Consider the following 23,336-nt stretch of genomic DNA (forward strand, 5'->3'; position numbering starts at 1 on the left):
GTACGTCAGTTGGCGAAGGCGGGCCGGGGCGGCGCCGCGTGCTCCTCGGCCTCGCGGGTCAGCGCCCGCCGCCGTACGAGCACGATGCCGGCGCCGATCAGCGCCGCCACGCCCGCCACCAGGAACGGCAGGTGGACGTCGCTCCACTCCTCCAGCTTCGGCGCGAAGTACGGCGCGGCGGCCGCCGCGAACCAGCGCACGAAGTTGTAGCCGGCGCTCGCCACCGGGCGCGGAGCGTCCGACACGCCGAGGGCCAGCTCGGTGAAGACGGTGTTGTTCACGCCGATGAAGGCGCCGGACAGGATCGTGCACACCACGGCGGTGGTGTGGTCGCCGTACCCGAGGACGACGACGTCGGCGGCGAGCAGGACGAGCGAGCCGCCGAGCACCTTCAGCGAGCCGAACCGCTCCTGGAGTCGCGGCGCGACCAGCACGGAGAAGACCGCGAGCAGCACGCCCCAGGCGAAGAACACCGCGCCGGACCGGTACGGCGTCATGTCCAGCACGAACGGCGTGAAGGCCAGCACCGTGAAGAAGGCGTAGTTGTAGAAGAACGACGACGCGGCGGCGGAGGCGAGCCCGCCGTGCCCGAGCGCCCGCAGCGGGTCGAGCAGCGACGTCTTGCGGGCGGGCTTCGGCTGCTCCCGCAGGAACGCGGCGATGCACAGGAAGCCGATCGCCATCAGCGCTGCGGTGCCGAAGAACGGGTAGCGCCAGCTCGCGTCGCCGAGGACCGCGCCGAGCAGTGGCCCGCACGCCATGCCGAGGCCGAGCGCCGACTCGTACAGCAGGATCGCCGCCGCGCTGCCACCGGCCGCCGCGCCGACGATCACGGCGAGCGACGTCGAGACGAAGAGGGCGTTGCCGAGCCCCCACCCCGCCCGGAAGCCGACGAGCTCGCCGACCGAACCGGACGTGCCCGACAGGGCGGCGAAGACGATCACGACCGCGAGGCCGGCCAGGAGCGTGCGGCGGCCGCCGATGCGGCTGGAGACGAAGCCGGTGATCAGCATCGCGACGGCGGTGATCAGGAAGTACGAGGTGAAGAGCAGCGAGACCTGGCTGGGCGTGGCCCGCAGGCCCTGGGCGATGGACGGCAGGATCGGGTCCACCAGTCCGATGCCCATGAAGGCGACGACGGACGCGCCGGCGGTGGCCCACACCGCCCTCGGCTGACGCAGGATGCCGCGCCCGCCCTGTGCGCCCGTGTCGAGGGGGTCGGGTGCCTGAGCCGTCATGCGGGGGTGTCCTCTCCTTCGTCAAGTGGTTGCTATATACAAACAATAAATTAGGCGCCCTAATGGATGCAAGTTACACGTACCTTTTCGGGCGAGAACGGCACACCGGAAGGGTGATCGTCCTTGACGCGGCGACGACCGGGTAGGACCGTGGAACGCTATGAGGGGCGAACCCAGTTGCCCGAAGTGCGGAGGCCGGGTCAGGGCGCCCGGTCTCTTCTCCGACTCCTGGCAGTGCGCCGTGCACGGCCCCGTGCACCCGCTGCAGCCCGTGCTGCCACCCAGCGTCGAGGCGCTCAGCGTAGTCACGCACCGCGCACGGGTCCCCGTGTGGATGCCGTGGCCCCTGCCGCTCGGCTGGCTCTTCACCGGTGTCGCGTACGCCGGTGACGACCGCAGCGGCGGCCGCGCCACCGCCGTCGCCTGCTCGGGACCCGGCCCGCTCGGCGGCGTCGGCGAGCTGCTGCTGATCGCCGAGGAGCTCGGCGTCGGCCTCGGCGCGAGATACGCCGGCATCGACGGCCCCGACCCGGGCCCGCACATCTGCGGCGACAAGCCGCCGCAGGCCAAGGTCCTCGCCGCCGGCCGCCCCACACCGCTGTGGCACGTCACCGACGCGCCCGAGGACCGCGCGGTCTACGCGGGCGAGGCGCGCGGGCTGTGGCTGTGGGCGATCGTCTGGCCGGAGCAGTCCGGCATGCTGCTGTACGACGAACTCGTCCTGACCGACGTCCGGGAGTCGGGCGCCGAGGTCGAGCTCCTGCCGTGCGGCGCGCTGACGCCACGCCTGCTCTGACGTGCGAAGCGCCGCTTCCGGGGCGGTTATCCTGGAGCGTCCCCTGTCCGCCACCGAGCCCCGGAGTCACGCGTCGTGCGCATCGACCTGCACACCCACTCCACGGCCTCGGACGGTACGGACACCCCCGCCGAGCTGGTGCGGGCCGCCGCCGCGGCCGGGCTCGACGTTGTCGCGCTGACCGACCACGACACCACGCGCGGATACGCGGAGGCGATCGCGGCCCTCCCCGAGGGACTCACCCTCGTCACCGGCGCCGAGCTCTCCTGCCGCATCGACGGCGTCGGCGTCCACATGCTGGCGTACCTCTTCGACCCGGACGAGCCCGAGCTGGCTCGCGAGCGCGAGCTCGTGCGCGACGACCGCGTGCCCCGCGCGCAGGCGATGGTGGGCAAGCTCCAGGAGCTCGGCGTGCCGGTCACCTGGGAGCGCGTCGCGGCCATCGCCGGCGACGGCTCCGTGGGCCGCCCGCACATAGCCGAGGCGCTCGTCGAGATCGGCGTCGTTGCCTCCGTCTCCGACGCCTTCACGCCCGAGTGGCTCGCCGACGGCGGCCGGGCGTACGTCGAGAAGCACGAGCTCGACCCGTTCACCGCCATCCGCCTCGTCAAGGCGGCCGGCGGCGTCACCGTCTTCGCGCACCCGCTCGCCGTCAAGCGCGGCCGCACCGTGCCCGAGGCGGTCGTCGCCGACCTCGCGGCGTACGGCCTCGACGGCATCGAGGTTGACCACATGGACCACGACGAGCCGACGCGCGCGCGGCTGCGCGGCCTCGCCGGGGACCTCGGGCTGCTGCCCACCGGCTCCAGCGACTATCACGGCAGCCGCAAGACCTGCCGGCTCGGCGAGTACACCACCGACCCGGAGATCTACGGCGAGATCACGCGGCGCGCCACCGGCGCGTTCCCGGTGCCGGGCACTGGGGGTCCCTCCCAGGCGTAGCTCTGGGGGAGGACGCCCGTAACCACCCCGCGTGACGGGCTGCCCCACGGCTGCCCGTGCACCGCGACGCCCCCCTTCTGTTCGTACCTCTTCCCGCAAGGCCCTCACTGTGTTCGACGCTGCCGTCTTCGGCTCCCTCTTCCTCACCCTTTTTGTCATCATGGATCCCCCCGGGATCACTCCGATCTTCCTCGCCCTCACCTCCGGCCGCCCCGCCAAGACGCAGCGCCGCATGGCCTGGCAGGCGGTGGCCGTCGCCTTCGGTGTGATCACCGTCTTCGGCATCCTGGGCCAGCAGATCCTGGACTATCTGCACGTCTCCGTCCCCGCGCTGATGATCGCGGGCGGGCTGCTCCTGCTGCTCATCGCGCTCGACCTGCTCACCGGCAAGACGGACGAGCCGAAGCAGACGAAGGACGTCAACGTCGCCCTCGTACCGCTGGGCATGCCCCTGCTCGCCGGGCCCGGCGCGATCGTGTCCGTCATCCTGGCGGTGCAGCACGCGGACGGGGTCGGGGAGCAGATCTCGGTGTGGGGCGCGATCGCGGCCATGCACGTCGTGCTGTGGCTGACCATGCGCTACTCGCTGGTGATCATCCGCGTGATCAAGGACGGCGGCGTGGTGCTGGTGACGCGGCTCGCCGGCATGATGCTCTCCGCCATCGCGGTGCAGCAGATCATCAACGGCGTGATGCAGACGATCCAGGCCGCGTGACGCGGCGGTTCGCGTACGACCACGCCCCCGCACGGAGTCGTTCCGTGCGGGGGCGTGGTCGTAGGCGGGTGATGCCCAGTGCTTACGACGCCGTGGCCTCGGTCGGGCGGATGTAGATGCGCTGGCCGATAGCGGCGGCCTGCTGCACCATCCTGTTGACGGAGGCGGCGTCCACGACGGTGCTGTCCACGGCGGTGCCGTCGACGTCGTCGAGTCGCATGATCTCAAAGCGCACGGGCTTCTCCCTTCGTCGTGTTCCATACGGGTGCAACGAGACGTGAACCTTAAACATTCCCTACGCTAAGGAAATTTTTTACGTGTCTAACTACTGGCGGGTCGTCACCGGCCGTCGGACAATGAAGCCGGTATGAACGAAGCCGCGGCGAACGAAGCCGCCCCCACCGCCCCCGAGACGCTGAGCGAGCTCTCCACCCGCCTGGAGCGCACCAATGAGCTGCTGCAGCGCATGCTCGTCGAGGTGGCGAAGACACCCTCGACGCATGCCATCTTCGTCGACGCCGGTTACGTCTATGCTTCGGCCGGATTGCTGGTGGCGGGCACCGAGGACCGGCGCGCCTTCGACCTCGACGCCGAGGGCATGATCGAGGCCTTCATCGACAAGGCCCGCACGATCTTCGCCGACAGCAGGCTGCTGCGCGTGTACTGGTACGACGGCGCCAGGCGCCGCATCCACACGCCCGAGCAGCAGGCCATCGCCGACCTTCCCGACGTCAAGGTCCGGCTCGGCAACCTCAACGCCAACAACCAGCAGAAGGGCGTCGACTCCCTCATCCGCTCCGACCTGGAGTCCCTCGCACGCCACCGCGCCATCAGCGACGCGGCGCTCGTCGGCGGCGACGAGGACCTCGTCTCGGCGGTCGAGGCCGCCCAGGGCTACGGAGCCCGGGTGCACCTGTGGGGCATCGAGGCGGCGGACGGGCGCAACCAGGCCGAGCCGCTGCTCTGGGAGGTCGACAGCCGGCGCGTCTTCGACCTCGACTTCTGCCGCCCGTACGTCACGCGCCGCCCGGTCACGACGTACGAGAACGAGGGCGAGCCGCCGCCGTCGCGCGACGAGGTGCGCTTCCTCGGCGCCCGGATCGCGGAGACCTGGCTCGCGGAGCGGGGGCCGGTCACCATGGCCGAGCTGCTGCCCGGCCACCCGTACCTGCCGGGGCCGGTGGACCAGGACCTGCTGATGGAGGCGGAACGGCTGCTGAGCCGCTCCCTGCGCGGGCACGCCGTGCTGCGGCGGGCGCTGCGCGACGGCTTCTGGCAGCAGCTTCAGTCGCGGTTCTGAGGCCCCCGAGGCCCCCGGGCATCCCAGAACCGGGCGACGGCCGCCGCCGTCTCCACCGGCCGGTCGGTGTTCGGCGAGTGCTCGGCGCCCTCGATCACCGTGCGCTGCGCGCCGAGGCGCTCCGCCATGGCGTCGAGCAGCGGCACGGGCCAGGTGTCGTCGCGCTGACCGGACACCACGTGGAGGGGGAGCGGCGGGCGTATGGCGGCGAGTTCGGCGACCCGGTCCGGTTCCACGGTCAGTCGGCGGCCCGTCACCAGCAGCTGGACCGGGTGGTGTCGCAGCCACCGCTGCCGCAGGTCCTCGCGATTGCTGCGCGGGTCGTCGGCCTCCTCCGGCGGATCGAACGCGCGCATCGCCTCCCACACCTGCGCCATGGTCATCACGCGCAGCGCGTCGCTGAGCAGCTTGATCTTCTGCTGCTGGGCGGGCGCGACCTCGGCGGGGCCGGACGACATGAGGGTGAGCGTGGCGAAGGGCCGGGCGTCGAGGAGGACGGCGGCGCGGGCGATCAGACCGCCGAGCGAGTGCCCGAGGAGGTGGACCGGCCCGCCGTCCCCGTCGCGGACGAGGGCCTCCGCCTGTGTGAGCGCGTCGCGCGCCAACTCGGGCTGCTCGTAGGCGTCTTCGGCGTCCGGGCCCTCGGTCTCGTACTGCCCGCGGCCGTCCACGGCGACGGTCCGGTAGCCCGCGTCGGCGAGCGGCTGGAGCATCGCGATGAAGTCCTCCTTGCTGCCGGTGTATCCGGGCAGCAGCAGGGCGGTGCCCTTCACCGCGACGCCCTCGGCGGGGCGTGCGTCGAGGACGGCGAAGTCGCCGCGCGCGGTCCGCAGACGGTCGGCGCGGGCGCAGGGCGGTGGCGTGAAGGTGGGCGGCCGGCTCATGCCCCGAGGCTACCGGTGGGGCGGGAGCACCCCCGCGCAAGGCAATGGCCCCCGCACCCTCCGGGAGGAGGAGGCGGGGGCCATCAGAGCGATCGGCTCAGCGGCTCATCGGCTCAGCCTTCGGCCTGGGCGGCGACGGCCTTCTTGCGCGTGCGGCGGGGCTTGGCCTCGGTCGTCGCTTCGGCCGCCGGTGCTTCGGCGGCTGCGGCGGCGGGCTCGGCCTTCTTGCGGGTCCGGCGGGGCTTGGCCTCGGCGGCGGGTGCCTCGGTGGCGGGTGCCTCCGTGGCCTCCGCGACGGGCTCGGCCTTCTTGCGCGTGCGGCGGGGCTTGGCCTCGGTCGTCGCTTCGGCCGCCGGTGCTTCGGCGGCTGCGGCGGCGGGCTCGGCCTTCTTGCGGGTCCGGCGGGGCTTGGCCTCGGCGGCGGGTGCCTCGGTGGCGGGTGCCTCCGTGGCCTCCGCGACGGGCTCGGCCTTCTTGCGCGTGCGGCGCGGCTTGGTCTCGGTCGTCACCTCGGCCGCCGGAGCCTCGGCCACCTCGGCGGTCGCCGTCGCGGCCTCGGCCACCGGCTCCGCCTTCTTGCGCGTGCGGCGGCGCGGCTTCGCCGGCTCCTCCGCGACGGGCTCGGCCACCGGAGCGACCTCGGCCACCGGAGCAGCCTGAGCCACCGGAGCGACCTCGGTCTCCGCGGCCACCGGCGTCACCGCGGCCGTCTCCGTCGCCGCGCCCACGCGGGTGCGCCGACGGCGGCGAAGGGTGCGGGGTGCGTCCGAGGCAGGGGCCTCCTCCACCGCGGTCGCCGCGGCGGCCACCGTGGCGTCGGCGGCCACCGGGGCGCCACTGCGCGTGCGGCGGCGCTGGCGCGGGGTGCGCGTCCGCGCGGGAGCCTCGTCCTCCGAGCGCTCCGTACGCTCGGAGCGGCTCGTACGCTCCGGGCGGTCCGAACGCGACGAGCCCGACGTACGCGACGAGCCCGACGCGCGGGACGAACGGCCGCGGCCGCCCGGCTCGCCCAGGTCCTCCAGCTCCTCCGCGTCCAGACCGGCACGGGTCCGCTCGGCGCGCGGCAGGATGCCCTTGGTGCCCTCGGGGATGTCCATGTCCGCGTACAGGTGCGGGGAGGTGGAGTACGTCTCGACCGGGTCGTGGAAGTCCAGGCCCAGCGCCTTGTTGATCAGCTGCCAGCGCGGGATGTCGTCCCAGTCGACCAGCGTGACGGCGATGCCCTTCCGGCCCGCGCGGCCCGTGCGGCCCACGCGGTGGAGGAAGGTCTTCTCGTCCTCGGGCGACTGGTAGTTGATCACGTGCGTGACGCCCTCGACGTCGATGCCGCGCGCGGCGACATCGGTGCAGACCAGGACGTCGACCTTGCCGTTGCGGAACGCGCGCAGCGCCTGCTCGCGCGCGCCCTGGCCGAGGTCGCCGTGGACCGCGCCGGACGCGAAGCCGCGCCGCTCCAGCTGCTCGGCGATGTCGGCGGCCGTCCGCTTCGTACGGCAGAAGATCATCGCGAGTCCGCGGCCGTTGGCCTGGAGGATGCGCGAGACCATCTCGGGCTTGTCCATGGAGTGCGCGCGGTACACGTACTGCGCGATGTTCGCCACGGTCGCGCCCTCGTCGTCCGGCGCGGTGGCGCTGATGTGCGTGGGCTGCGACATGTAGCGGCGGGCCAGGCCGATGACCGCGCCCGGCATGGTCGCCGAGAACAGCATGGTCTGGCGCTTCGCCGGAAGCATGTTGATGATCTTCTCGACGTCGGGCAGGAAGCCCAGGTCGAGCATCTCGTCGGCCTCGTCGAGGACGAGGGCCTTGACCTTGGACAGGTCCAGCTTGCGCTGGCCGGCCAGGTCGAGCAGGCGGCCGGGGGTGCCGACGACGACGTCGACGCCCTTCTTCAGCGCCTCGACCTGGGGCTCGTACGCGCGGCCGCCGTAGATCGCGAGGACCCGGACGTTGCGCACCTTGCCGGCGGTGAGGAGGTCGTTGGTGACCTGGGTGCACAGCTCGCGGGTCGGGACGACCACGAGCGCCTGCGGGGCGTCGGTCAGCTGCTCGGGCTTGGCCCGGCCCGCCTCGACGTCCGCGGGGACGGTGACCCGCTCCAGCAGCGGCAGGCCGAAGCCGAGCGTCTTGCCGGTGCCGGTCTTGGCCTGGCCGATGACGTCGGTGCCGGAGAGCGCGACCGGGAGGGTCATCTCCTGGATGGGGAACGGCGTCATGATGCCGACGGCTTCGAGCGCCTCGGCGGTCTCGGGAAGGATCCCGAGCTCTCGGAAAGTCGTAGTCAGGGTGCTGCCTCTTCTGTGAGACGCGGTACGAGGCGAACGCTGGGGGTCTTACCGTGCCAGTTACGGCCGGCCGCAGGCCGTCAAGGCCGCAGTCGGGTGGCGCGGGACCACTGCCGTCGCTCGAGCGTCATACCGCTGAGGGGCCCCTCATGTGGCGCACCAGGCGCCCCGAGGGCTGTCGGGTCGGAGCCGATCGGGCCACCGACCGGGCATCCTCATTCATGAGATGGCCCGCCAAGTATGTGTACGAAGACGACTGAATACTCAGCAGGCGCAATATCACTGTACCCCGGATTCGCGCATCTGTGTTGGGCCAATTCATAACGAGGGGCAGGTCACACTCGACGGCGCTCGCGCCGCGCCGCCGCGGCGTGCCACCGGGCGTGCGCCGGGCTCGCCCGTGCGGGCGCGGGCCGGCGGGCTATTGTGCGGGTCATGGAGACGCCTGACAACGCCACCGCTTCCGCCGCCGCCGGAGAACCGGCCGAAGAACCGACCGGGATCGCCGCCCTCGACTGGGCCGGCGCCTCCGCCGAGCCCCAGTACCGCGCGGCGGTCGTGGACCTGCTCGGCGCGCTCGCCTACGGGGAGCTGGCGGCCTTCGAGCGGCTCGCCGAGGACGCGAAGCTGGCGCCGACGCTCGCCGACAAGGCGGAGCTGGCGAAGATGGCGTCCGCGGAGTTCCACCACTTCGAGCGGCTGCGGGACCGGCTGACCGCGATCGACGTGGACCCGACGGCCGCGATGGAGCCGTTCGCGAAGGCGCTGGACGACTTCCACCGCCAGACGGCGCCGTCCGACTGGCTGGAGGGCCTGGTCAAGGCGTACGTGGGCGACTCGATCGCCAGCGACTTCTACCGCGAGGTCGCCGCCCGCCTGGACGCCGACACACGGGCGCTGGTGCTGGCGGTGCTGGACGACACCGGGCACGGGAACTTCGCCGTCGAGAAGGTGCGCGCCGCGATCGAGGCCGACCCGCGCGTGGGCGGCCGGCTCGCGCTCTGGGCGCGCCGCCTGATGGGCGAGGCCCTGTCTCAGGCCCAGCGGGTGGTCGCGGAGCGCGACGCGCTGTCGACGATGCTGGTGGGCGGGGTCGCGGACGGCTTCGACCTGGCGGCGGTCGGCGAGATGTTCTCCCGGATCACCAAGGCGCACACGAAGCGGATGGCGGCGCTGGGCCTGGCGGCCTGACACCGGGCCGAAGGCCCCGTGGTCACGTCGCCGCCGAGCGGCGCAGCCGGCGGGTCGGCCGCAGCAGCAGCGACAGGACGACCGCGTCCACGGCGAGGGCGCCCAGCAGGGTGCCCAGCACGAACCCCGGCCCGAGGGCCGCGTGGGTGATGAGCGCGCCGAACAACCCGCCCAGGGCGCCGGTGATCAGCACCGCACGGCGCGGCGGGAGCCGGTCGGCAAGCCGCTGCAGGGCAGCCCAGGAGAGTGCGAGTCCGAGCACGACGGAGCCGAGAGCTTCCCAGAGCACAACTGATCACCTCGCGGTGGGGCGGGGCGGGCAAAACGGTCGTAGGCCGTACTACCCGATCAGTGGCCGAAACAACCCTGGTGAGCCCACCGGACGCTGAGGACATGAGAAAGGGCCCGGCCGGATGCCATGCATCCGGCCGGGCCCTTCTCCTGCGCCCGTACGCCTCAGAGCGCGCCGAAACCCACCCGGCGCGTCGACGGCTCGCCGATCTCCACGTAGGCGATCCGGTCCGCCGGCACCAGGACCTTGCGGCCCTTGTCGTCCGTCAGGCTGAGCAGCTGCGTCTTGCCCGCCAGCGCGTCGGCCACCGCGGCCTCGACGTCCGCGGCCGACAGCCCGCTCTCCAGAACGATCTCCCGGGGCGCGTGCTGCACGCCGATCTTGACCTCCACGGCTATGTCCCTCCGAACGGTCAGCGTTGCGCGGTCAGCCGCGCCGTACGCAGCACACATTAGCCCGGAGAGGCGACCCGGTAGCCGTCAGCCGTACACGCCAACAGCGAACACGGCCGGTGTCAGTGCGACTCCGAGCCGTGCAGCGGGAAGCCGGCGATGCCCCGCCAGGCCAGCGAGGTCAGCAGCTGCACCGCCCGCTCGCGCGGGATCGACGACTCGCTCGACAGCCAGTACCGCGCGACCACCTGCGACACGCCGCCGAGCCCGACGGCCAGCAGCATCGACTCGTCCTTCGACAGCCCGGTGTCCTCGGCGATGACGTCCGAGATCGCCTCGGCGCACTGGAGACTGACCCGCTCGACGCGCTCGCGCACGGCCGGTTCGTTCGTCAGGTCCGACTCGAAGACCAGGCGGAACGCGCCGCCCTCGTCCTCCACGTACGCGAAGTACGCGTCCATCGTCGCCGCGACCCGCAGCTTGTTCTCGGTCGTCGAGGCGAGTGCCGTACGGACCGCCTGCAGCAGCGACTCGCAGTGCTGGTCCAGCAGGGCCAGGTACAGGTCCAGCTTCCCGGGGAAGTGCTGGTACAGCACGGGCTTGCTGACCCCGGCGCGCTCCGCGATGTCGTCCATCGCGGCCGCGTGGTACCCCTGGGCGACGAAGACCTCCTGGGCCGCCCCCAGAAGCTGATTGCGTCGGGCACGGCGCGGCAGGCGTGTACCCCTCGGGCGCGCCGCCTCTGTCTGCTCGATGGCTGTCACGCCGCCTCCCAAAATCGATCCATGTGGCGCTGTGCGCCGCGCCCGCCATCGTACTTTTGGGTAACCCGGCTGTGCGCGGTGCGAGCGCAGAATTTCACGTACCGGACGCCCGTGGTAGCTCCCTGGTGCCAGCAGATTCAACTTTTAACGACGTCAAAGCGGCCAAATCGCAGCTGGTCGGCCACTGGTCGGCCGCGCCGTGGCTGTCAGCGGTAGTCGTCCTCGTCGAGGTCCACCACCCGCGTCTGCTCGGCGGCGTCGGCCGGGTTCACGAGGGCCGGGTCGATGCGGGTGAGCGGATCGTCCTCGCGCGGCCGCAGCTCCCTGTGCTGTTCGGCGGCGTCCGCCTCCGGGGTCTCCTCGGTGAACGCGCCGGCGGCGGTCTCCTCCGTGCTCTCGCCGGCGGTCTCGTCGAAGGTCTCGAAGTCGGTCGGGTCGACGGTCATGGGCTCCCTTTCACATGGACGGGCAGGGGCCTGGGCGAAATGCCCCGTCTCTACGAGCCTAGGAGGTACCCGTGGACAGCGCTATACGATCTGTGATGGCCGACACATCAATCGCCGCGTGATCGTCTCGTAACATTGCCGCATGTCTTCGACCGAGCTGCCGGAGTCCCGTGCCGCCGCGGCGGCGGCCCCGCGGGTGAGCACCGTGCGGGTCGCGGAGGGCGAGCGGCTGCGCACGGTGGCGCTGCCGGGGCTGACCCTGACCGTACGCGCGCGGCCCGCGGCCCGCGCCGGACTGCCGCCCGCGCTGTACGTGCACGGGCTCGGCGGCTCCTCGCAGAACTGGTCCGCGCTGATGGCGCGCCTCGCCGACCGCGTGGACGGCGAGGCGGTCGACCTGCCCGGCTTCGGCGACTCGCCGCCGCCCGACGACGGCAACTACTCGGTGACCGCCCACGCCCGCGCCGTCATCCGGCTGCTCGACGCCGCCGGCCGCGGACCGGTGCACCTCATCGCCAACTCCCTCGGCGGCGCCGTCACCACCCGTGTCGCGGCCGTCCGCCCCGACCTCGTCCGCACCCTGACGCTCGTCTCGCCCGCGCTGCCGGAGCTCCGCCCGCAGCGCGGCGCCTGGCCGACGGCGCTGCTCGCGCTGCCGGGCGTCTCCACGCTGTTCTCCCGGCTGACCAGGGACTGGACGGCCGAGCAGCGGGTCCGGGGGGTGATGTCCCTCTGTTACGGGGACCCCGGCCGCGTCACCGACGAGGGCTTCCGCAACGCCGTGGAGGAGATGGAGCGGCGCCTGGCCCTCCCCTACTTCTGGGACGCCATGGCACGCTCGGCGCGCGGCATCGTCGACGCGTACACCGTGGGCGGCCAGCACAACCTGTGGCGGCAGGCGGAGCGGGTGCTCGCGCCGACGCTGCTGGTGTACGGCGGGCGCGACCAGCTCGTGTCGTTCCGCATGGCCCGCAGGGCCGCGGCGGCCTTCCGCGACGCGCGGCTGCTGACGCTTCCGGACGCCGGGCACGTCGCGATGATGGAGTATCCGGAGACGGTCGCGAAGGCCGTACGGGAACTGATCGACGAGAGCGACGTCGGCGCCGGCGGCGCCGACGACGGCGGGAGCTGATCCAGGGCGTGGGACGACATAGTCGCAAGGGCTCCTCCGCCGCCGCGCCGGCGGCGAGCGAGCGCGCACCCGCCCCGGCGGAAAGGCCCGTACCCGGTCACGGTCCGGTCCCCGGTCACGGTCCGGGTCCCGGGCCCGGCACCGGACGGCGCCGCAAGGGAGCCGCGTCCGCTTCCCCGCCTCCGGCCCGGCCGCAGGAGACGCCGAGGGCGTACGCCGACGAGTGGCGACAGGATCCGCACGTGCGCGGCGGCCACCCCGAGCACCCGCCCCAGGAGCAGCCCGCCCGGTACGGCGACCGGCAGGGCGTACCCCGTACGTCGCCGGGGCCGAGGAGCGGCGTGGGTGCCGGGGCGCGGATACCGGGACCGCGGCGCGAGTTCCTGGAGGCGTTCGAGGGGGACCCGCGGCGGACGGATCAGCCGACGGATCAGGGGGAGGAGGGGTCCGAGGGGGCCTCGGTCACCGTCCTCAAGGAGAAGGAGAGCAGGTCCGGCAAGGGCCGCACCGTCACCGGCATCGCCGCCGCCGCCGTCACCACGGTCCTCGCGGTCGTCGTGGCCGGCCAGGTCACCGGCACGGGCCCGGACCTCTCCGCCAACCGGTCGGCGGGCGAGTCCGCCCAGCGCGGCGACGACGGCGGCTCCGGCTCCCGCTCCGACCGCTCCGACCGCTCCGACGGGCGGGCCGTGCCGCCCGAGGCCGCCGGCCAGGTGGACCGGCCGGCCCCGCCCGCGACGTACGAGCAGCTCATGACGCGGCAGTTCCCGATGGACCCCAAGCTGACGGGGTCCGGCGCGTTCGAGGTCGTCCCCGGGTTCGACAAGGCGCCGGGGAAGGGTGAGAAGGTGCGCTACCGCGTCGACGTGGAGAAGGGGCTGGGGCTCGACGCGCGGCTGTTCGCCGAGGCGGTCCACAAGACCCTGAATGACGACCGCAGCTGGGCGCACGGCGGCGCCATGACGTTCGAGCGCGTGTCGAGCGGCGAGGCGCGGTTCGTCATCACCCTCGCCAGCCCCGGCACGACCGGCGACTGGTGCGCCAAGTCCGGCCTGGACACGACGATCGACAACGTCTCGTGCGACTCCGCCGCCACCGAGCGCGTGATGATCAACGCCTACCGCTGGGCGCAGGGCTCGGAGACGTACGGCGCCGACGCCATGTACGCGTACCGGCAGATGCTGATCAACCACGAGGTCGGACACCGCCTCGGGCACAACCACGTCACGTGCCGCACGCCGGGCGCGCTCGCGCCGGTCATGCAGCAGCAGACGAAGTCGCTGAAGGTCGACGGCATCGCGTGTCGGCCCAACCCCTGGGTGTACCCCGGCGACTCCTGACGAGCTCCCTCACCGTGTGTGAGGGAGCTGACCCGTAGCGCGACCAAACGCGTCGCGTACGGGAAAGTTACGTGCATTCACCCCTTCTGGTGGCGCGATGGACAACCGTCCATCGCGCCACCGGCATGTCCGCTTACGTTCGTCCGAGCCGCGCGCCGCCGGAACGAACGGCGGCCGTACTCAAGGGAGATCGGGGGTGTGCTCGTGCGGATCGGACTGCTGGCCGAGGGCGGGTACCCGTATGCGTCGGGCGAGGCCGGGTTCTGGTGCGACCGGCTCGTGCGCGGGCTCGCGCAGCACGTCGTCGACGTCTACGCGCTCAGCCGCAGCGCCCGTCAGGAGGACGGCGGCTGGGTCTCCCTCCCGCCCCAGGTGGCACGGGTGCGGACGGCGGCCCTCTGGGAGCCCCCGCGGGACGCCCGCCGCCACGGACGGCACGCGCGCCGCCGGTTCGCCACGCACGTCGGGCAGCTGGCGCAGGCCGTGTGCGGCACCCGGGAGGACGCGGACGGCTCCTTCGCCGAGGGGGTGTACGGGCTCGCGGAGCTGGCGCGCGAGAGCGGCGGCCTCGCCCCGGCGCTGCGCTCCGAGGCCGCCCTCCGCGCCCTGGAGTCGGCGTGCCGCGCGCCCGGCGCACGCCGGGGCCTGCACGGCGTCACCGTGACCGAGCTCCTCGCCCTCGCCGACCGGCTGGAGCGCGCCCTGCGCCCCCTCTCCCTCGACTGGTACGGCGAGGAGGACGGCCTCGGCGCGGTCGACCTGTGCCACGCCACGTCGGCGGGGCGGGCCGCGCTCGCCGGGCTGGTGGCCAAACGCTTCTTCGGTGTTCCGCTGCTGGTCACGGAGTACGGCGTACGGCTGCGCGCGCACTACCTCGCCGGCGCCGAGGCGGGCCTGAGCGCTCCCGTCCGCACGCTCCTCGCCTCCTTCCACCGCCTCCTCGCCGCCGAGGTGTACCGGCAGGCCGCCGTCATCACCCCCGGCAACACGCACGCCCGCCGCTGGCAGGAGCGGTGCGGCGCCGACCGCGCCAAGCTGCGCACGGTGTACCCCGGTATCGACGCCGAGCCGTTCGCGGCGGTGGGCGAGGCCGGGGACACGGTCGACCCGGGTGTCGCGCGCACCCTGGTGTGGGTGGGGCGCGTCGAACCCGCCAAGGACCTGATCACGCTGCTGCACGCCTTCGCCCGGGTGCGTGAGCGGGAGCCCGACGTACGGCTCCGCATCATCACCGAACCCGGGCGCGGGCGGAACTCCGCGGCATACCTCGCCCACTGCAAGGCCTTGGCGGCGCGGCTCGTACCCGCCGGTGCCGCTGGTGCCGCTGGTGCCGCCGGTTCCTCCGACGACGCTCCGGTGGTGTTCGCGCCGCGGTCCGGCGGCCCGGCGGAGGCGTACGCGGCGGGCGGTGTGAGCGTCCTGTCGAGCGCGGTCGAGGGCTTCCCGGCCGGGCTGGTCGAGGCCATGCTCTGTGGCCGGGCGACCGTCTCCACCGACGTGGGCGCGGTCGTCGAGGTCATCGGCGGTACGGGACTGGTCGTCCCCCCGCGCAACGCGCCGGCGCTCGCCGATGCCTGCCTTGCGCTGCTGCGCGACCCCGAGCGCCGTGCGCGCCTCGGCGCCGCCGCACGCGCCCGCGCACTGGAACTGTTCACCGCCGAGCAGAACGTGGCGGCATTTCGCGGCATCTACCTGGAGCTGCTGTCGCACACCCCGGCGCGCCGCACCGCCGAGGCGGTGAACGCCGCCGGAGACCCCGTGCCCTTCGCCCACCCGGCCGAGGACTTCCTCCAGGGCGCCTGGACCGGGCGCCCCGGCACCCCGGCGTGGGCCGAGCGCCCCGTCGGCGCGCCCGTGGGAGGCGGCCGTGGCTGACCCCGTCAGGGCGCTGCTGCTCCGCCACCGGGAGCTGTGCGAGCGCGCCGTCGACCCGCTGGACATCGCCGCGGGCCTGGAGGCGTACGGCGTCACCGACCGCACCGCCGCCCGCTTCCGGCACCGTGACGTCTTCTCCCTGGCCGAGGAGCTGTACGCCCGCGTGCCGCGCGCCGCCGAAGGCGAGACGAGGCCGCCGACCCCGCTGCCGACCCCGCCGCAGACCTCGCCGTCCGGGGCGGGGTGGCGCGTGTGGGTGCCGCTCACGCTGCTTCCCGGCGCCGTCGTCGCGGCCGCTCTGGCGGGCGCCGCCGTGACGGACGGAGCGCTGCGCACCGCCGTCGGCGTGGCCGGGGCGGCCGGGGCCGCCGCCGCGCTCGCCGGGTGCCTGCGGCGAGGGCCACTGCGGGCCCGCGCCCGGCGCACGGCCCCCGCCGTGCGCGCCTGGCCCGTCCTGCTGCTGCTCGCGTACGCCGCGTACGGCGACGGCCTGCTCGCCGCGATCCTGCGGGGCGGGCCGGACGAGCCGTGGCCCCTCGCTCCGGCGCCGCTCCTCGGGCTGGCGCTCGCGGTGGCGCCCGCCGCCTGGTGCGCGCGGCTCTTCGCCGTACGGGCGCGCCGCCGGCTCGCGGCCGCGCGGAGCCTGCGCGACGTCGCCGCCGCCGTGCGCCCGCTCCTCGCCCTCGCCGTCGTGTCGTACGCCGTGGCGCTGACGGCACTGCTGGCGGCCGCGGGCGCGGCCGTGGCGGCGGTGCGGCCGGCGGGTTCCGACGCCTACGGCGGTGGCTCGGGCGCTTTCGCCGCCTTCGGGGACGTGAGCGGGTTCCTGGCCGCCGTCGCACTCGGGGTGCTGCTCTTCGCCGCCCGGCTGCTCACCGTCCACGGCTTCCCCGAGCCGGCCGCCGCCGGGCTGCTCGGCGCCTGCGCCGCCGAGGCGCTCGCACCGGCCTCCCTGCTCGCCGGGCGCCTGCCCGGCTGCGAGGTCCTCGCCCGGCCCGTCGAGGCCGCGGTCGTGGCCTGGGGGCCCGGAGCCGTACCGGCCCTCGTCTGCGGCGTGGCGGCGCTGGCCCTGCTGGCGCGCGCCGCGGCCGTCCTCGCCCGGGCCTCCGCCCACGCGGCGCCCTGATCCCCACGGCGCCCGCCGTCGCCGTGCCCGCTCGCGGAGCCGACACCGTACGGGCGCGGCGTACAGCCCTCACCCGGTAACACCACCCCAAGGAGAGAACAGACATGACACCCCGAACCCCAGCAACGGCCGGTCGGCACGAAGGGGCCGCGCGATGAGGGTGCTCCTGCTCGGTGCCAACGGCTTCATCGGGCGCTTCGTCGCCGACCGGCTGCTCGCCGACCCCGCCGTGCATCTCACCGCCCTCGGGCGCGGCGACGACGCCGACGTACGCTTCGACCTCGCCGGCGGCAGCCCCGGCGCGCTCACCCGGTTCCTGGACGCCGTCCACCCCGGGGTGGTCATCAACTGCGCCGGCACCACCCGGGGCGGGGCGCGCGACCTGATCCGGCACAACACCGTCGCGGTCGCCACCGTCTGCGAGGCGCTGCGCCGCAGCGGCTGCGGGGCCCGCCTGGTGCAGGTCGGCTGCGCGTCCGAGTACGGGCCCTCGCAGCCCGGCTCCTCCACCGCGGAGGACGCGGTGCCGCGCCCCGGCGGACCGTACGGCGTGTCCAAGCTGGCCGCCACCGAGCTGGTCCTCGGCTCCGGGCTCGACGCCGTCGTCCTGCGGGTCTTCTCGCCCGTCGGGCCCGGCACCCCGGCCGCGTCGCCGCTCGGGCGGCTCGCGGAGGCGATGCGCCGCGCCATGCAGGCCGGTGACGGCGAGCTGAAGCTGGGCGGACTCGGCGCGCAGCGCGACTTCGTCGACGTCCGCGACGTCGCGCGGGCCGTGCACGCGGCGTCCCTCTCCGCCGCGCAGGGCATCGTCAACATCGGCACGGGCCGCGCCGTACGGCTCCGGGACGCGGCCGCCGTCCTCGCGCGCGTCGCCGGTTACGCCGGCTCCCTGCACGAGCTCGACGCTCCGCCCTCCCGGCCCGTCATGGGCGCCCCGGGCCTCGGGAGCTCCGTCATCGGCGCCCAGCGCGGCGAAAGCCTGCCGGACCACCTGGCGGCCGCCCCGCCGTACCCGTACCCCGACGGCTGCGGCAGCTGGCAGCAGGCGGACGTCCGCACCGCGCGGGACCGGCTCGGCTGGCGGCCCCGCATCAACCTGGAGGAGTCCCTCGCCGACATCTGGATGGAGGCGGCATGCCGCATCTGACCAGGGCGGGAGCCCGACAGGCGGACCTCGCGCGAGGCATGGCGTACGGCATGGCGTACGGCGCGGCCCTCTCCGCGACCGGGCCGGACCGGCTCGGCCTCGGTGTGCCCGGCTACGCCCATCCGCTGCTCGCCCCCGCCGAATGGGCCGCGCTGACCCGCCCGGGCGCGCCGTTGCACTGGGCCGTCCTCAACGTCGCGGGCGGCCCCGGGACGCGCCCCGACCCGCACTGCCTGGAGGCGGCGGGCCGACTGCGCAACGCGGGCGTGAAGGTCCTCGGACACCTGGACCTGGGCCACGGAGCCCGGCCCTTCGAGGAGCTCGTCTCCGACGCCCAGCGGTACGTCGACTGGTACCGCGTGGACGGCTTCCTGCTGGACCGCTGCCCCGCGGACCGGGCGCACCTCGCCGACGTACGGCGTACGGCGGCCACGCTGGAGGTGCTCCTGGACCACGCCGACGGCGGCCACCTGGTGCTGGGCCACGGCTGCCACCCACACCCCGGGTACACCCGGATCGCCGGTCAGATGGTGACCTTCTCCGGGTCCTGGGCCGATTACCGCTGGTCGCAGGCGGCGCAGTGGACGGCGGACCATCCGCCCGAGCGGTTCGTGCACCTCGTCCACGGCGTGCCGCGCACGCATCTCGACGAGGCGCTGCGCATCGCCCGCTGGCAGGGCGCCGGGACGATCTTCTTCACCGACCAGGCCGAAGACCGGTCCGCGGGCCGTGCGGGACAAACCAGTCCATTCGCGGCGCTGCCCGGCTACTGGGACGAAATCGTCTCGCGTATCGGACCGGGTGTCTCGGAATGAGGAGGGCCGTGGCAGTGTTACGGGGAGAACAACCGTACTGACTACCGACCAACGGAGTCCCCGTGTCGCTGCCACCCCTGGTCGAGCCCGCTGCCGAGCTCACCGTAGACGAGGTCCGCAGGTACTCCCGCCACCTGATCATCCCGGATGTCGGGATGGACGGGCAGAAGCGGCTGAAGAACGCCAAGGTGCTGTGTGTGGGCGCCGGCGGCCTCGGCTCGCCCGCCCTGATGTACCTGGCCGCGGCCGGCGTGGGCACGCTCGGCATCGTGGAGTTCGACGAGGTCGACGAGTCGAACCTGCAGCGCCAGATCATCCACAGCCAGTCCGACATCGGCCGCTCCAAGGCCGCGTCCGCGCGGGACAGCGTCCTCGGCATCAACCCGTACGTGAACGTGATCCTTCACGAGGAGCGGCTCGAGGCCGACAACGTGATGGACATCTTCAGCCAGTACGACCTGATCGTCGACGGCACGGACAACTTCGCCACGCGCTACCTGGTCAACGACGCCTGCGTGCTGCTCAACAAGCCGTACGTGTGGGGCTCGATCTACCGCTTCGACGGCCAGGCGTCGGTCTTCTGGTCCGAGTACGGGCCCTGCTACCGCTGCCTGTACCCGGAGCCCCCGCCGCCGGGCATGGTCCCGTCCTGCGCCGAGGGTGGCGTGCTGGGCGTGCTGTGCGCGTCCATCGGTTCCATCCAGGTCACCGAGGCGATCAAGGTCCTGGCCGGCGTGGGCGACCCGCTGGTCGGCCGCCTGATGATCTACGACGCCCTGGAGATGCAGTACCGCCAGGTCAAGGTCCGCAAGGACCCGAACTGCGCGGTCTGCGGCGAGAACCCGACCGTCACCGAGCTCATCGACTACGAGGCCTTCTGCGGCGTCGTGTCCGAGGAGGCCCAGGAGGCGGCGCTCGGCTCGACGATCACTCCCAAGCAGCTCAAGGCGTGGATCGACGAGGGCGAGAACATCGACATCATCGACGTCCGCGAGCAGAACGAGTACGAGATCGTCTCGATCCCCGGCGCCCGGCTGATCCCGAAGAACGAGTTCCTGATGGGCAGCGCCCTCCAGGACCTGCCGCAGGACAAGAAGATCGTCTTGCACTGCAAGACGGGTGTCCGCAGTGCGGAAGTCCTCGCGGTGCTGAAGTCGGCGGGCTTCGCGGACGCGGTGCACGTCGGTGGCGGCGTCATCGGCTGGGTCAACCAGATCGAGCCGGAGAAGCCGGTCTACTAGGCCCTCTGACGAGGCCTCTGACCGGGCCTCTGGCGGAACTCCTTCCTCACGTCAGCGCGCGGGGCCGGACCCAGGACGGGTCCGGCCCCGCGCGTTTCGCGCGAGGGCGCTGCGGCGCGGCTACGCCGAGCAGGTCGTGCCGTTCGCCGGCACCTTGCCGTCCAGCAGGTAGTCGTCCACCGTCCCGGTCACGCAGGACGACGAACCGTACGCCCCGTGCCCCTCACCCTTGTTGGTGACGAGGACGCCGACGCCCGGGCCGAGCTCGGCCGCCATCTTCTGCGCCCCCTCGTACGGGGTGGCCGGGTCGCCCGTGGTGCCCACCACGAGGATCGGCGCGGCGCCCGGCGCGCTCGCCGCGGGGTGCGCGGCCTCGCCCTTCACCGGCCAGTCCGCACACCAGCCGGCCAGGTCCCACGCCAGGAAGTCGCCGAAGACTGGGGATATCCTCCGGAACTCCGGCAGCAGCGCCTTCACTTCACCGGTCGTCGGCCGCCGGCTGCTGTCGGCACAGGAGATCACCCGCTGGGAGTGGGCCTGGGTGCTGTAGCGCCCGCTGCCGTCGCGGTTGTTGTACCAGTCGGCGAGCTCCAGCAACTTGTCACCGGTGCCGTCCCGTTCGGCCTCCTCCAGCGCGCCCGTCAGCTTCGGCCACAGGCTCTCCGCGTACAGCGCCTGCGCGATGCCGGTCAGCGCCAGGCTGTCGGTGACGTCCCGGCCGCTGCTCGTCGGCAGCGGCTTCCGGTCGATCCGCTTCAGCAGCCCGGCCACCCGCGCGGTGCCCGCCTTCGCGTCCTCGCCGGTGGAGGCGAGGTAGTTGTCCAGCGCGCGCTGGAACCCGGTGGTCTGGTGGCGGGCGTGCGCCACGGAGTCGGCCGTCGGGTCGACGACGGCGTCCAGGACGGTCCTGCCGACGTTCTTCGGGAACAGGTGCGCGTAGGTGCCGCCGAGCTGCGTGCCGTACGAGATGCCGAAGTAGTTCAGCTTCCGGTCGCCCAGCACGTGCCGGATGAGGTCCAGGTCCCGGGCGGTGTTGGAGGTGGTCAGATGGGGGATCAGCGTGCCGTTGCGGGCGGCGCAGTCCTTGCCGAAGTCCGCGCCGTCCCGGAGGAACGCGGCCGTCTCCGCCTCCGTGTCCGGTGTGAGGTCGACGCTCGCCTCGGCGGCGGCCAGCTCCTCGTCGTCCCGGCACCGCACGCCCGAGCTGCCCGCGACCCCGCGCGGGTCGAAACCGACCAGGTCGTACCGCGTGCCGAGCTTCCCGTACGCATCGGCGAACTGGGGCAGCAGCTCCACGCCGGAGGCGCCCGGCCCGCCGAAGTTGAACAGCAGCGAGCCGATGCGCCGGTCCTTGTCCTTCGCCTCCTGGCGGATCAGCGCCACGCCGATCGTCTCGCCGCCCGGATCCTTGTAGTCCAGCGGCACCTTGACGCTCGCACACGTCCACTCCCCGCCGGGCCGCTCGCCGCCCTCGGGCTTCGGGCACGCGCGCCACTCCGGCCGCTGCCCGGTGAGCGCGGCGGGCAGCGCGGCCGCCTGGCCGGTCGGAGCCTGCTGCTGCGGCGCGCCCCGCTCGGCGCCGCCCCCGGAGGAGCCGGGGCCCGCCCCGGTGGTGCAACCGGCCATCACCCCGGCGAGCAGCACCGCGGCCGCGGCCAGGGCCCCTGCTCGTACCCGCTCGGACATGTGTCCCCCCAACATCTGCACTGGACCGCCCATCGTAGGCCCGGCCACTGACAGTGACGACGCCGATCCGCACCGGCCGGCGTACGGCCGCCCGGAGGCGTCCTACGGGCAGACCGTCCCCGAGCGCGGGACCTTGCCGTCCAGCAGGTAGCCGTTCACCGTCCTGCGTACGCAGGCGTCACCGCCGGTATAGGCGCCGTGCCCCTCGCCCCGGTACGTCACCTCGATCCCGACGCCCTTGCCCAGGGCCTCCGCCATCCTCTTGGCACCCCCGTACGGGGTCGCCGGGTCGCCGGTGTTGCCGATGACGAGGATGGGCGCCGCGCCCTTGGCGCTGACGTCGGGGTGGTCCCGGGTACCGGGCACGGGCCAGTGGGAGCAGCCGCTCAGGCCCCAGCCGAGGAAGGGGCCGAAGAGCGGGGACGCCTCCCGGAACTCGGGCAGCTTCGCCTTGGCGTCCTCCAGCGAGAACCGCGCCTTGTCGTCGACGCAGCCGATCGCCGTGTTCGCCGCCTGGAGGTTGTTGTAGTTGCCGTTCTGGTCGCGTCCGGTCATGGAGTCCGACAGGGCGAGGAGCAGGGCGCCCTGGCCGCCGTCCGCCTCGTCGATGCCCTGTTCCAGGTACGGCCAGTACTGCTTGGAGTACAGCGCCTGCACGATGCCGTTGATCGCCTGGGTCTGGCCGAGCTTGCGGTCGCCCATCCCCGCGACGGGCTTCTTGTCGAGCCGGGCGAGCAGGTCTCCGACGAACTTCTCGATCTCTTCCACGCTGCCGCCGGGCAGCTTGCACGCCTCGCCGCGCTTCACGCAGTCGGCCGCGAAGTTCCGGAACGCCAGCTGGAACCCCCTCGTCTGGGCGAGCGCGCCCTGTTCGGCGGTGCCGGTGGGGTCGACGACGGCGTCGAAGACGGCGCGCCCGACCCGTTCGGGGAACTGGTGGGCGTAGACGCCGCCCAGTTCGGTTCCGTACGAGATGCCGAAGTAGTGCAGCTTGTCATCGCCGAGGACCGCCCTGATCAGGTCCAGGTCCCGGGCGGCGTCCACGGTGCCGACGTGGGGCAGCAGATGGCCGGAGTTCTCCTCGCAGGCGGCCGCGAAGTCCTTCAGGCCCTTCTGGTACGCCTCCTCCTCCCGGGCGTCGTCCGGTGACGCGTCCAGGGAGAGGAACGCGTCGAGCTCCCGGTCGTCCTGGCACTCCACGCCCTCGCTGCGGCCGACCCCGCGCGGGTCGAAGCTGACCAGGTCGTAGCGGGTGCGCAGCTCTTCGAACTCCTTCGCGAAGGAGGGTAGGGCGGTGATGCCGGAGCCACCGGGGCCACCGAAGTTGAAGATGAGCGAGCCGATCCGCCGGGCCGGATCGGTGGCCCTGGCCCGGATCAGGGCGAGCTCGATCGTGTCGCCCTCCACGTCCCCGTAGTCGAGCGGCGCCTCCATGAAGGCGCACTCCCACCGCCCGCCGCCCGGCAGCGGGGAGGGAGCCGTTCCGCTGCCCTCCTCGGCGGACGGGGCACGGCACGCGGACCACTCCAGTTCCTGGACCGCCAGGTCCGTGGGCTGGTCCGGGGTCCCGCCGTCCTTGCCGCCGTCGGAGCACCCGGCGGCGAGCAGGACGGCGGCGGCGGTCGCGGCGCTCGCCACGGCGAGCACGGCGGTACGCCGGTGGGCGCGGGCGCGGGTGGGCGTCGGCATGCCCCCATGCTGCGCCGGTGCTCCGCCCGCCGCCCGCGAC

The 23,336-nt window shown here is 73.5% G+C and carries 22 protein-coding genes; 12 read left to right on the plus strand and 10 right to left on the minus strand.

What is annotated here, in order from left to right; genetic code table 11:
* Nucleotides 1–5: 5 nt before the first annotated feature.
* Nucleotides 6–1,238 carry an MFS transporter gene (locus ACIRNI_RS00135; protein ID WP_403546906.1) on the minus strand — a complete coding sequence of 411 codons (1,233 nt, stop codon included), beginning with the start codon at nt 1,236–1,238 and terminating at the stop codon, nt 6–8.
* Between the two features lie 160 nt (nt 1,239–1,398).
* Here ACIRNI_RS00135 and ACIRNI_RS00140 point away from each other — a divergent pair, with 160 nt between their 5' ends.
* The 3 genes from ACIRNI_RS00140 to ACIRNI_RS00150 all read left to right on the plus strand — a co-directional run bounded on the left by ACIRNI_RS00140 (nt 1,399) and on the right by ACIRNI_RS00150 (nt 3,691).
* Nucleotides 1,399–2,034, plus strand: coding sequence for a DUF6758 family protein (locus tag ACIRNI_RS00140; RefSeq protein WP_403546908.1), 636 nt, complete (start codon nt 1,399–1,401; stop codon nt 2,032–2,034).
* A 75-nt stretch (nt 2,035–2,109) separates the two neighbouring features.
* Complete coding sequence (locus tag ACIRNI_RS00145; RefSeq protein WP_403546910.1) at nt 2,110–2,976, plus strand: PHP domain-containing protein; 867 nt, start codon at nt 2,110–2,112, stop codon at nt 2,974–2,976.
* A gap of 109 nt (nt 2,977–3,085) precedes the next feature.
* Complete coding sequence (locus ACIRNI_RS00150; RefSeq protein WP_355364178.1) at nt 3,086–3,691, plus strand: MarC family protein; 606 nt, start codon at nt 3,086–3,088, stop codon at nt 3,689–3,691.
* 82 nt (nt 3,692–3,773) lie between these two features.
* Here ACIRNI_RS00150 and ACIRNI_RS00155 read toward each other — a convergent pair whose 3' ends face one another.
* Nucleotides 3,774–3,926, minus strand: coding sequence for a hypothetical protein (locus ACIRNI_RS00155; protein WP_355364181.1), 153 nt, complete (start codon nt 3,924–3,926; stop codon nt 3,774–3,776).
* Between the two features lie 132 nt (nt 3,927–4,058).
* Here ACIRNI_RS00155 and ACIRNI_RS00160 point away from each other — a divergent pair, with 132 nt between their 5' ends.
* The gene (locus tag ACIRNI_RS00160) at nt 4,059–4,991 is read left to right on the plus strand and encodes an NYN domain-containing protein (protein ID WP_403546912.1); all 933 of its coding nucleotides are present in this window, start codon (nt 4,059–4,061) and stop codon (nt 4,989–4,991) included.
* Here ACIRNI_RS00160 and ACIRNI_RS00165 read toward each other — a convergent pair.
* Together ACIRNI_RS00165 and ACIRNI_RS00170 are read right to left on the minus strand one after the other, a co-directional pair.
* On the minus strand, nt 4,976–5,875 hold the full coding sequence (locus tag ACIRNI_RS00165; protein WP_403546914.1) for an alpha/beta fold hydrolase: 900 nt from the start codon (nt 5,873–5,875) through the stop codon (nt 4,976–4,978). The two genes, ACIRNI_RS00160 and ACIRNI_RS00165, sit on opposite strands and share 16 nt — an antisense overlap.
* A 113-nt stretch (nt 5,876–5,988) precedes the next feature.
* Nucleotides 5,989–8,091, minus strand: coding sequence for a DEAD/DEAH box helicase (locus tag ACIRNI_RS00170; protein WP_403546916.1), 2,103 nt, complete (start codon nt 8,089–8,091; stop codon nt 5,989–5,991).
* Between the two features lie 504 nt (nt 8,092–8,595).
* Between ACIRNI_RS00170 and ACIRNI_RS00175 the strand changes: the two genes are divergently transcribed.
* Nucleotides 8,596–9,351, plus strand: a complete 756-nt coding sequence (locus tag ACIRNI_RS00175) for a ferritin-like fold-containing protein (RefSeq protein WP_403546918.1) — start codon at nt 8,596–8,598, stop codon at nt 9,349–9,351.
* A 22-nt stretch (nt 9,352–9,373) separates the two neighbouring features.
* On the opposite strand, the gene ACIRNI_RS00180 is transcribed toward ACIRNI_RS00175, so the two are convergent.
* The 4 genes from ACIRNI_RS00180 to ACIRNI_RS00195 all read right to left on the minus strand — a co-directional run bounded on the left by ACIRNI_RS00180 (nt 9,374) and on the right by ACIRNI_RS00195 (nt 11,245).
* Nucleotides 9,374–9,640: a hypothetical protein gene (locus tag ACIRNI_RS00180; RefSeq protein WP_403546919.1), complete on the minus strand. Its 267-nt coding sequence runs from the start codon at nt 9,638–9,640 to the stop codon at nt 9,374–9,376.
* 167 nt (nt 9,641–9,807) lie between these two features.
* A complete protein-coding gene (locus ACIRNI_RS00185; protein ID WP_403546921.1) occupies nt 9,808–10,035 on the minus strand; it encodes a DUF3107 domain-containing protein in 228 nt (75 codons plus the stop codon).
* 122 nt (nt 10,036–10,157) lie between these two features.
* On the minus strand, nt 10,158–10,799 hold the full coding sequence (locus ACIRNI_RS00190) for a TetR/AcrR family transcriptional regulator (RefSeq protein WP_355364199.1): 642 nt from the start codon (nt 10,797–10,799) through the stop codon (nt 10,158–10,160).
* A 206-nt stretch (nt 10,800–11,005) separates the two neighbouring features.
* Complete coding sequence (locus ACIRNI_RS00195) at nt 11,006–11,245, minus strand: hypothetical protein (RefSeq protein WP_403546923.1); 240 nt, start codon at nt 11,243–11,245, stop codon at nt 11,006–11,008.
* 142 nt (nt 11,246–11,387) lie between these two features.
* Between ACIRNI_RS00195 and ACIRNI_RS00200 the strand changes: the two genes are divergently transcribed.
* From ACIRNI_RS00200 to moeZ, 7 genes are all read left to right on the plus strand, one after another.
* On the plus strand, nt 11,388–12,377 hold the full coding sequence (locus ACIRNI_RS00200) for an alpha/beta fold hydrolase (RefSeq protein ID WP_403546925.1): 990 nt from the start codon (nt 11,388–11,390) through the stop codon (nt 12,375–12,377).
* A gap of 8 nt (nt 12,378–12,385) precedes the next feature.
* Nucleotides 12,386–13,717, plus strand: coding sequence for a DUF3152 domain-containing protein (locus ACIRNI_RS00205; protein WP_403546927.1), 1,332 nt, complete (start codon nt 12,386–12,388; stop codon nt 13,715–13,717).
* Nucleotides 13,718–13,921: 204 nt separating this feature from the next.
* Entirely contained in the window at nt 13,922–15,592 is a 1,671-nt protein-coding gene (locus tag ACIRNI_RS00210; RefSeq protein ID WP_403547751.1) for a DUF3492 domain-containing protein, read from the plus strand.
* Entirely contained in the window at nt 15,585–16,718 is a 1,134-nt protein-coding gene (locus tag ACIRNI_RS00215) for a hypothetical protein (RefSeq protein ID WP_403546929.1), read from the plus strand. The genes ACIRNI_RS00210 and ACIRNI_RS00215 overlap by 8 nt, the downstream gene beginning before the upstream one ends.
* Before the next feature lie 154 nt (nt 16,719–16,872).
* Nucleotides 16,873–17,865 (plus strand): NAD-dependent epimerase/dehydratase family protein, encoded by a 993-nt coding sequence (locus ACIRNI_RS00220; protein WP_355362660.1) that lies wholly within the window; start codon nt 16,873–16,875, stop codon nt 17,863–17,865.
* A 38-nt stretch (nt 17,866–17,903) separates the two neighbouring features.
* Nucleotides 17,904–18,680, plus strand: coding sequence for a spherulation-specific family 4 protein (locus tag ACIRNI_RS00225; RefSeq protein ID WP_403547753.1), 777 nt, complete (start codon nt 17,904–17,906; stop codon nt 18,678–18,680).
* A 62-nt stretch (nt 18,681–18,742) separates the two neighbouring features.
* On the plus strand, nt 18,743–19,921 hold the full coding sequence (gene moeZ, locus ACIRNI_RS00230) for an adenylyltransferase/sulfurtransferase MoeZ (protein WP_403546931.1): 1,179 nt from the start codon (nt 18,743–18,745) through the stop codon (nt 19,919–19,921).
* Between the two features lie 120 nt (nt 19,922–20,041).
* Here moeZ and ACIRNI_RS00235 read toward each other — a convergent pair whose 3' ends face one another.
* Both ACIRNI_RS00235 and ACIRNI_RS00240 read right to left on the minus strand, forming a co-directional pair.
* Nucleotides 20,042–21,607: an alpha/beta hydrolase gene (locus ACIRNI_RS00235; RefSeq protein ID WP_403546933.1), complete on the minus strand. Its 1,566-nt coding sequence runs from the start codon at nt 21,605–21,607 to the stop codon at nt 20,042–20,044.
* A gap of 102 nt (nt 21,608–21,709) precedes the next feature.
* Entirely contained in the window at nt 21,710–23,296 is a 1,587-nt protein-coding gene (locus tag ACIRNI_RS00240) for an alpha/beta hydrolase (RefSeq protein ID WP_403546935.1), read from the minus strand.
* Nucleotides 23,297–23,336 lie beyond the last annotated feature (40 nt).

This window comes from Streptomyces sp. NPDC093546 (assembly GCF_044765045.1).
Lineage (GTDB): Bacteria > Actinomycetota > Actinomycetes > Streptomycetales > Streptomycetaceae > Streptomyces.

What these genes read in the sequence shown, in the direction of transcription:
- ACIRNI_RS00200 (WP_403546925.1), top strand. Translation starts at nt 11,388, where the DNA reads ATGTCTTCGACCGAGCTGCCGGAGTCCCGTGCCGCCGCGGCGGCGGCC.
- ACIRNI_RS00165 (WP_403546914.1), bottom strand. Translation starts at nt 5,875, where the DNA reads ATGAGCCGGCCGCCCACCTTCACGCCACCGCCCTGCGCCCGCGCCGAC.
- ACIRNI_RS00175 (WP_403546918.1), top strand. Translation starts at nt 8,596, where the DNA reads ATGGAGACGCCTGACAACGCCACCGCTTCCGCCGCCGCCGGAGAACCG.
- ACIRNI_RS00235 (WP_403546933.1), bottom strand. Translation starts at nt 21,607, where the DNA reads ATGTCCGAGCGGGTACGAGCAGGGGCCCTGGCCGCGGCCGCGGTGCTG.
- ACIRNI_RS00160 (WP_403546912.1), top strand. Translation starts at nt 4,059, where the DNA reads ATGAACGAAGCCGCGGCGAACGAAGCCGCCCCCACCGCCCCCGAGACG.
- ACIRNI_RS00135 (WP_403546906.1), bottom strand. Translation starts at nt 1,238, where the DNA reads ATGACGGCTCAGGCACCCGACCCCCTCGACACGGGCGCACAGGGCGGG.
- ACIRNI_RS00140 (WP_403546908.1), top strand. Translation starts at nt 1,399, where the DNA reads ATGAGGGGCGAACCCAGTTGCCCGAAGTGCGGAGGCCGGGTCAGGGCG.
- ACIRNI_RS00240 (WP_403546935.1), bottom strand. Translation starts at nt 23,296, where the DNA reads ATGCCGACGCCCACCCGCGCCCGCGCCCACCGGCGTACCGCCGTGCTC.
- ACIRNI_RS00195 (WP_403546923.1), bottom strand. Translation starts at nt 11,245, where the DNA reads ATGACCGTCGACCCGACCGACTTCGAGACCTTCGACGAGACCGCCGGC.
- ACIRNI_RS00225 (WP_403547753.1), top strand. Translation starts at nt 17,904, where the DNA reads ATGGCGTACGGCATGGCGTACGGCGCGGCCCTCTCCGCGACCGGGCCG.
- ACIRNI_RS00220 (WP_355362660.1), top strand. Translation starts at nt 16,873, where the DNA reads ATGAGGGTGCTCCTGCTCGGTGCCAACGGCTTCATCGGGCGCTTCGTC.
- ACIRNI_RS00170 (WP_403546916.1), bottom strand. Translation starts at nt 8,091, where the DNA reads ATGACGCCGTTCCCCATCCAGGAGATGACCCTCCCGGTCGCGCTCTCC.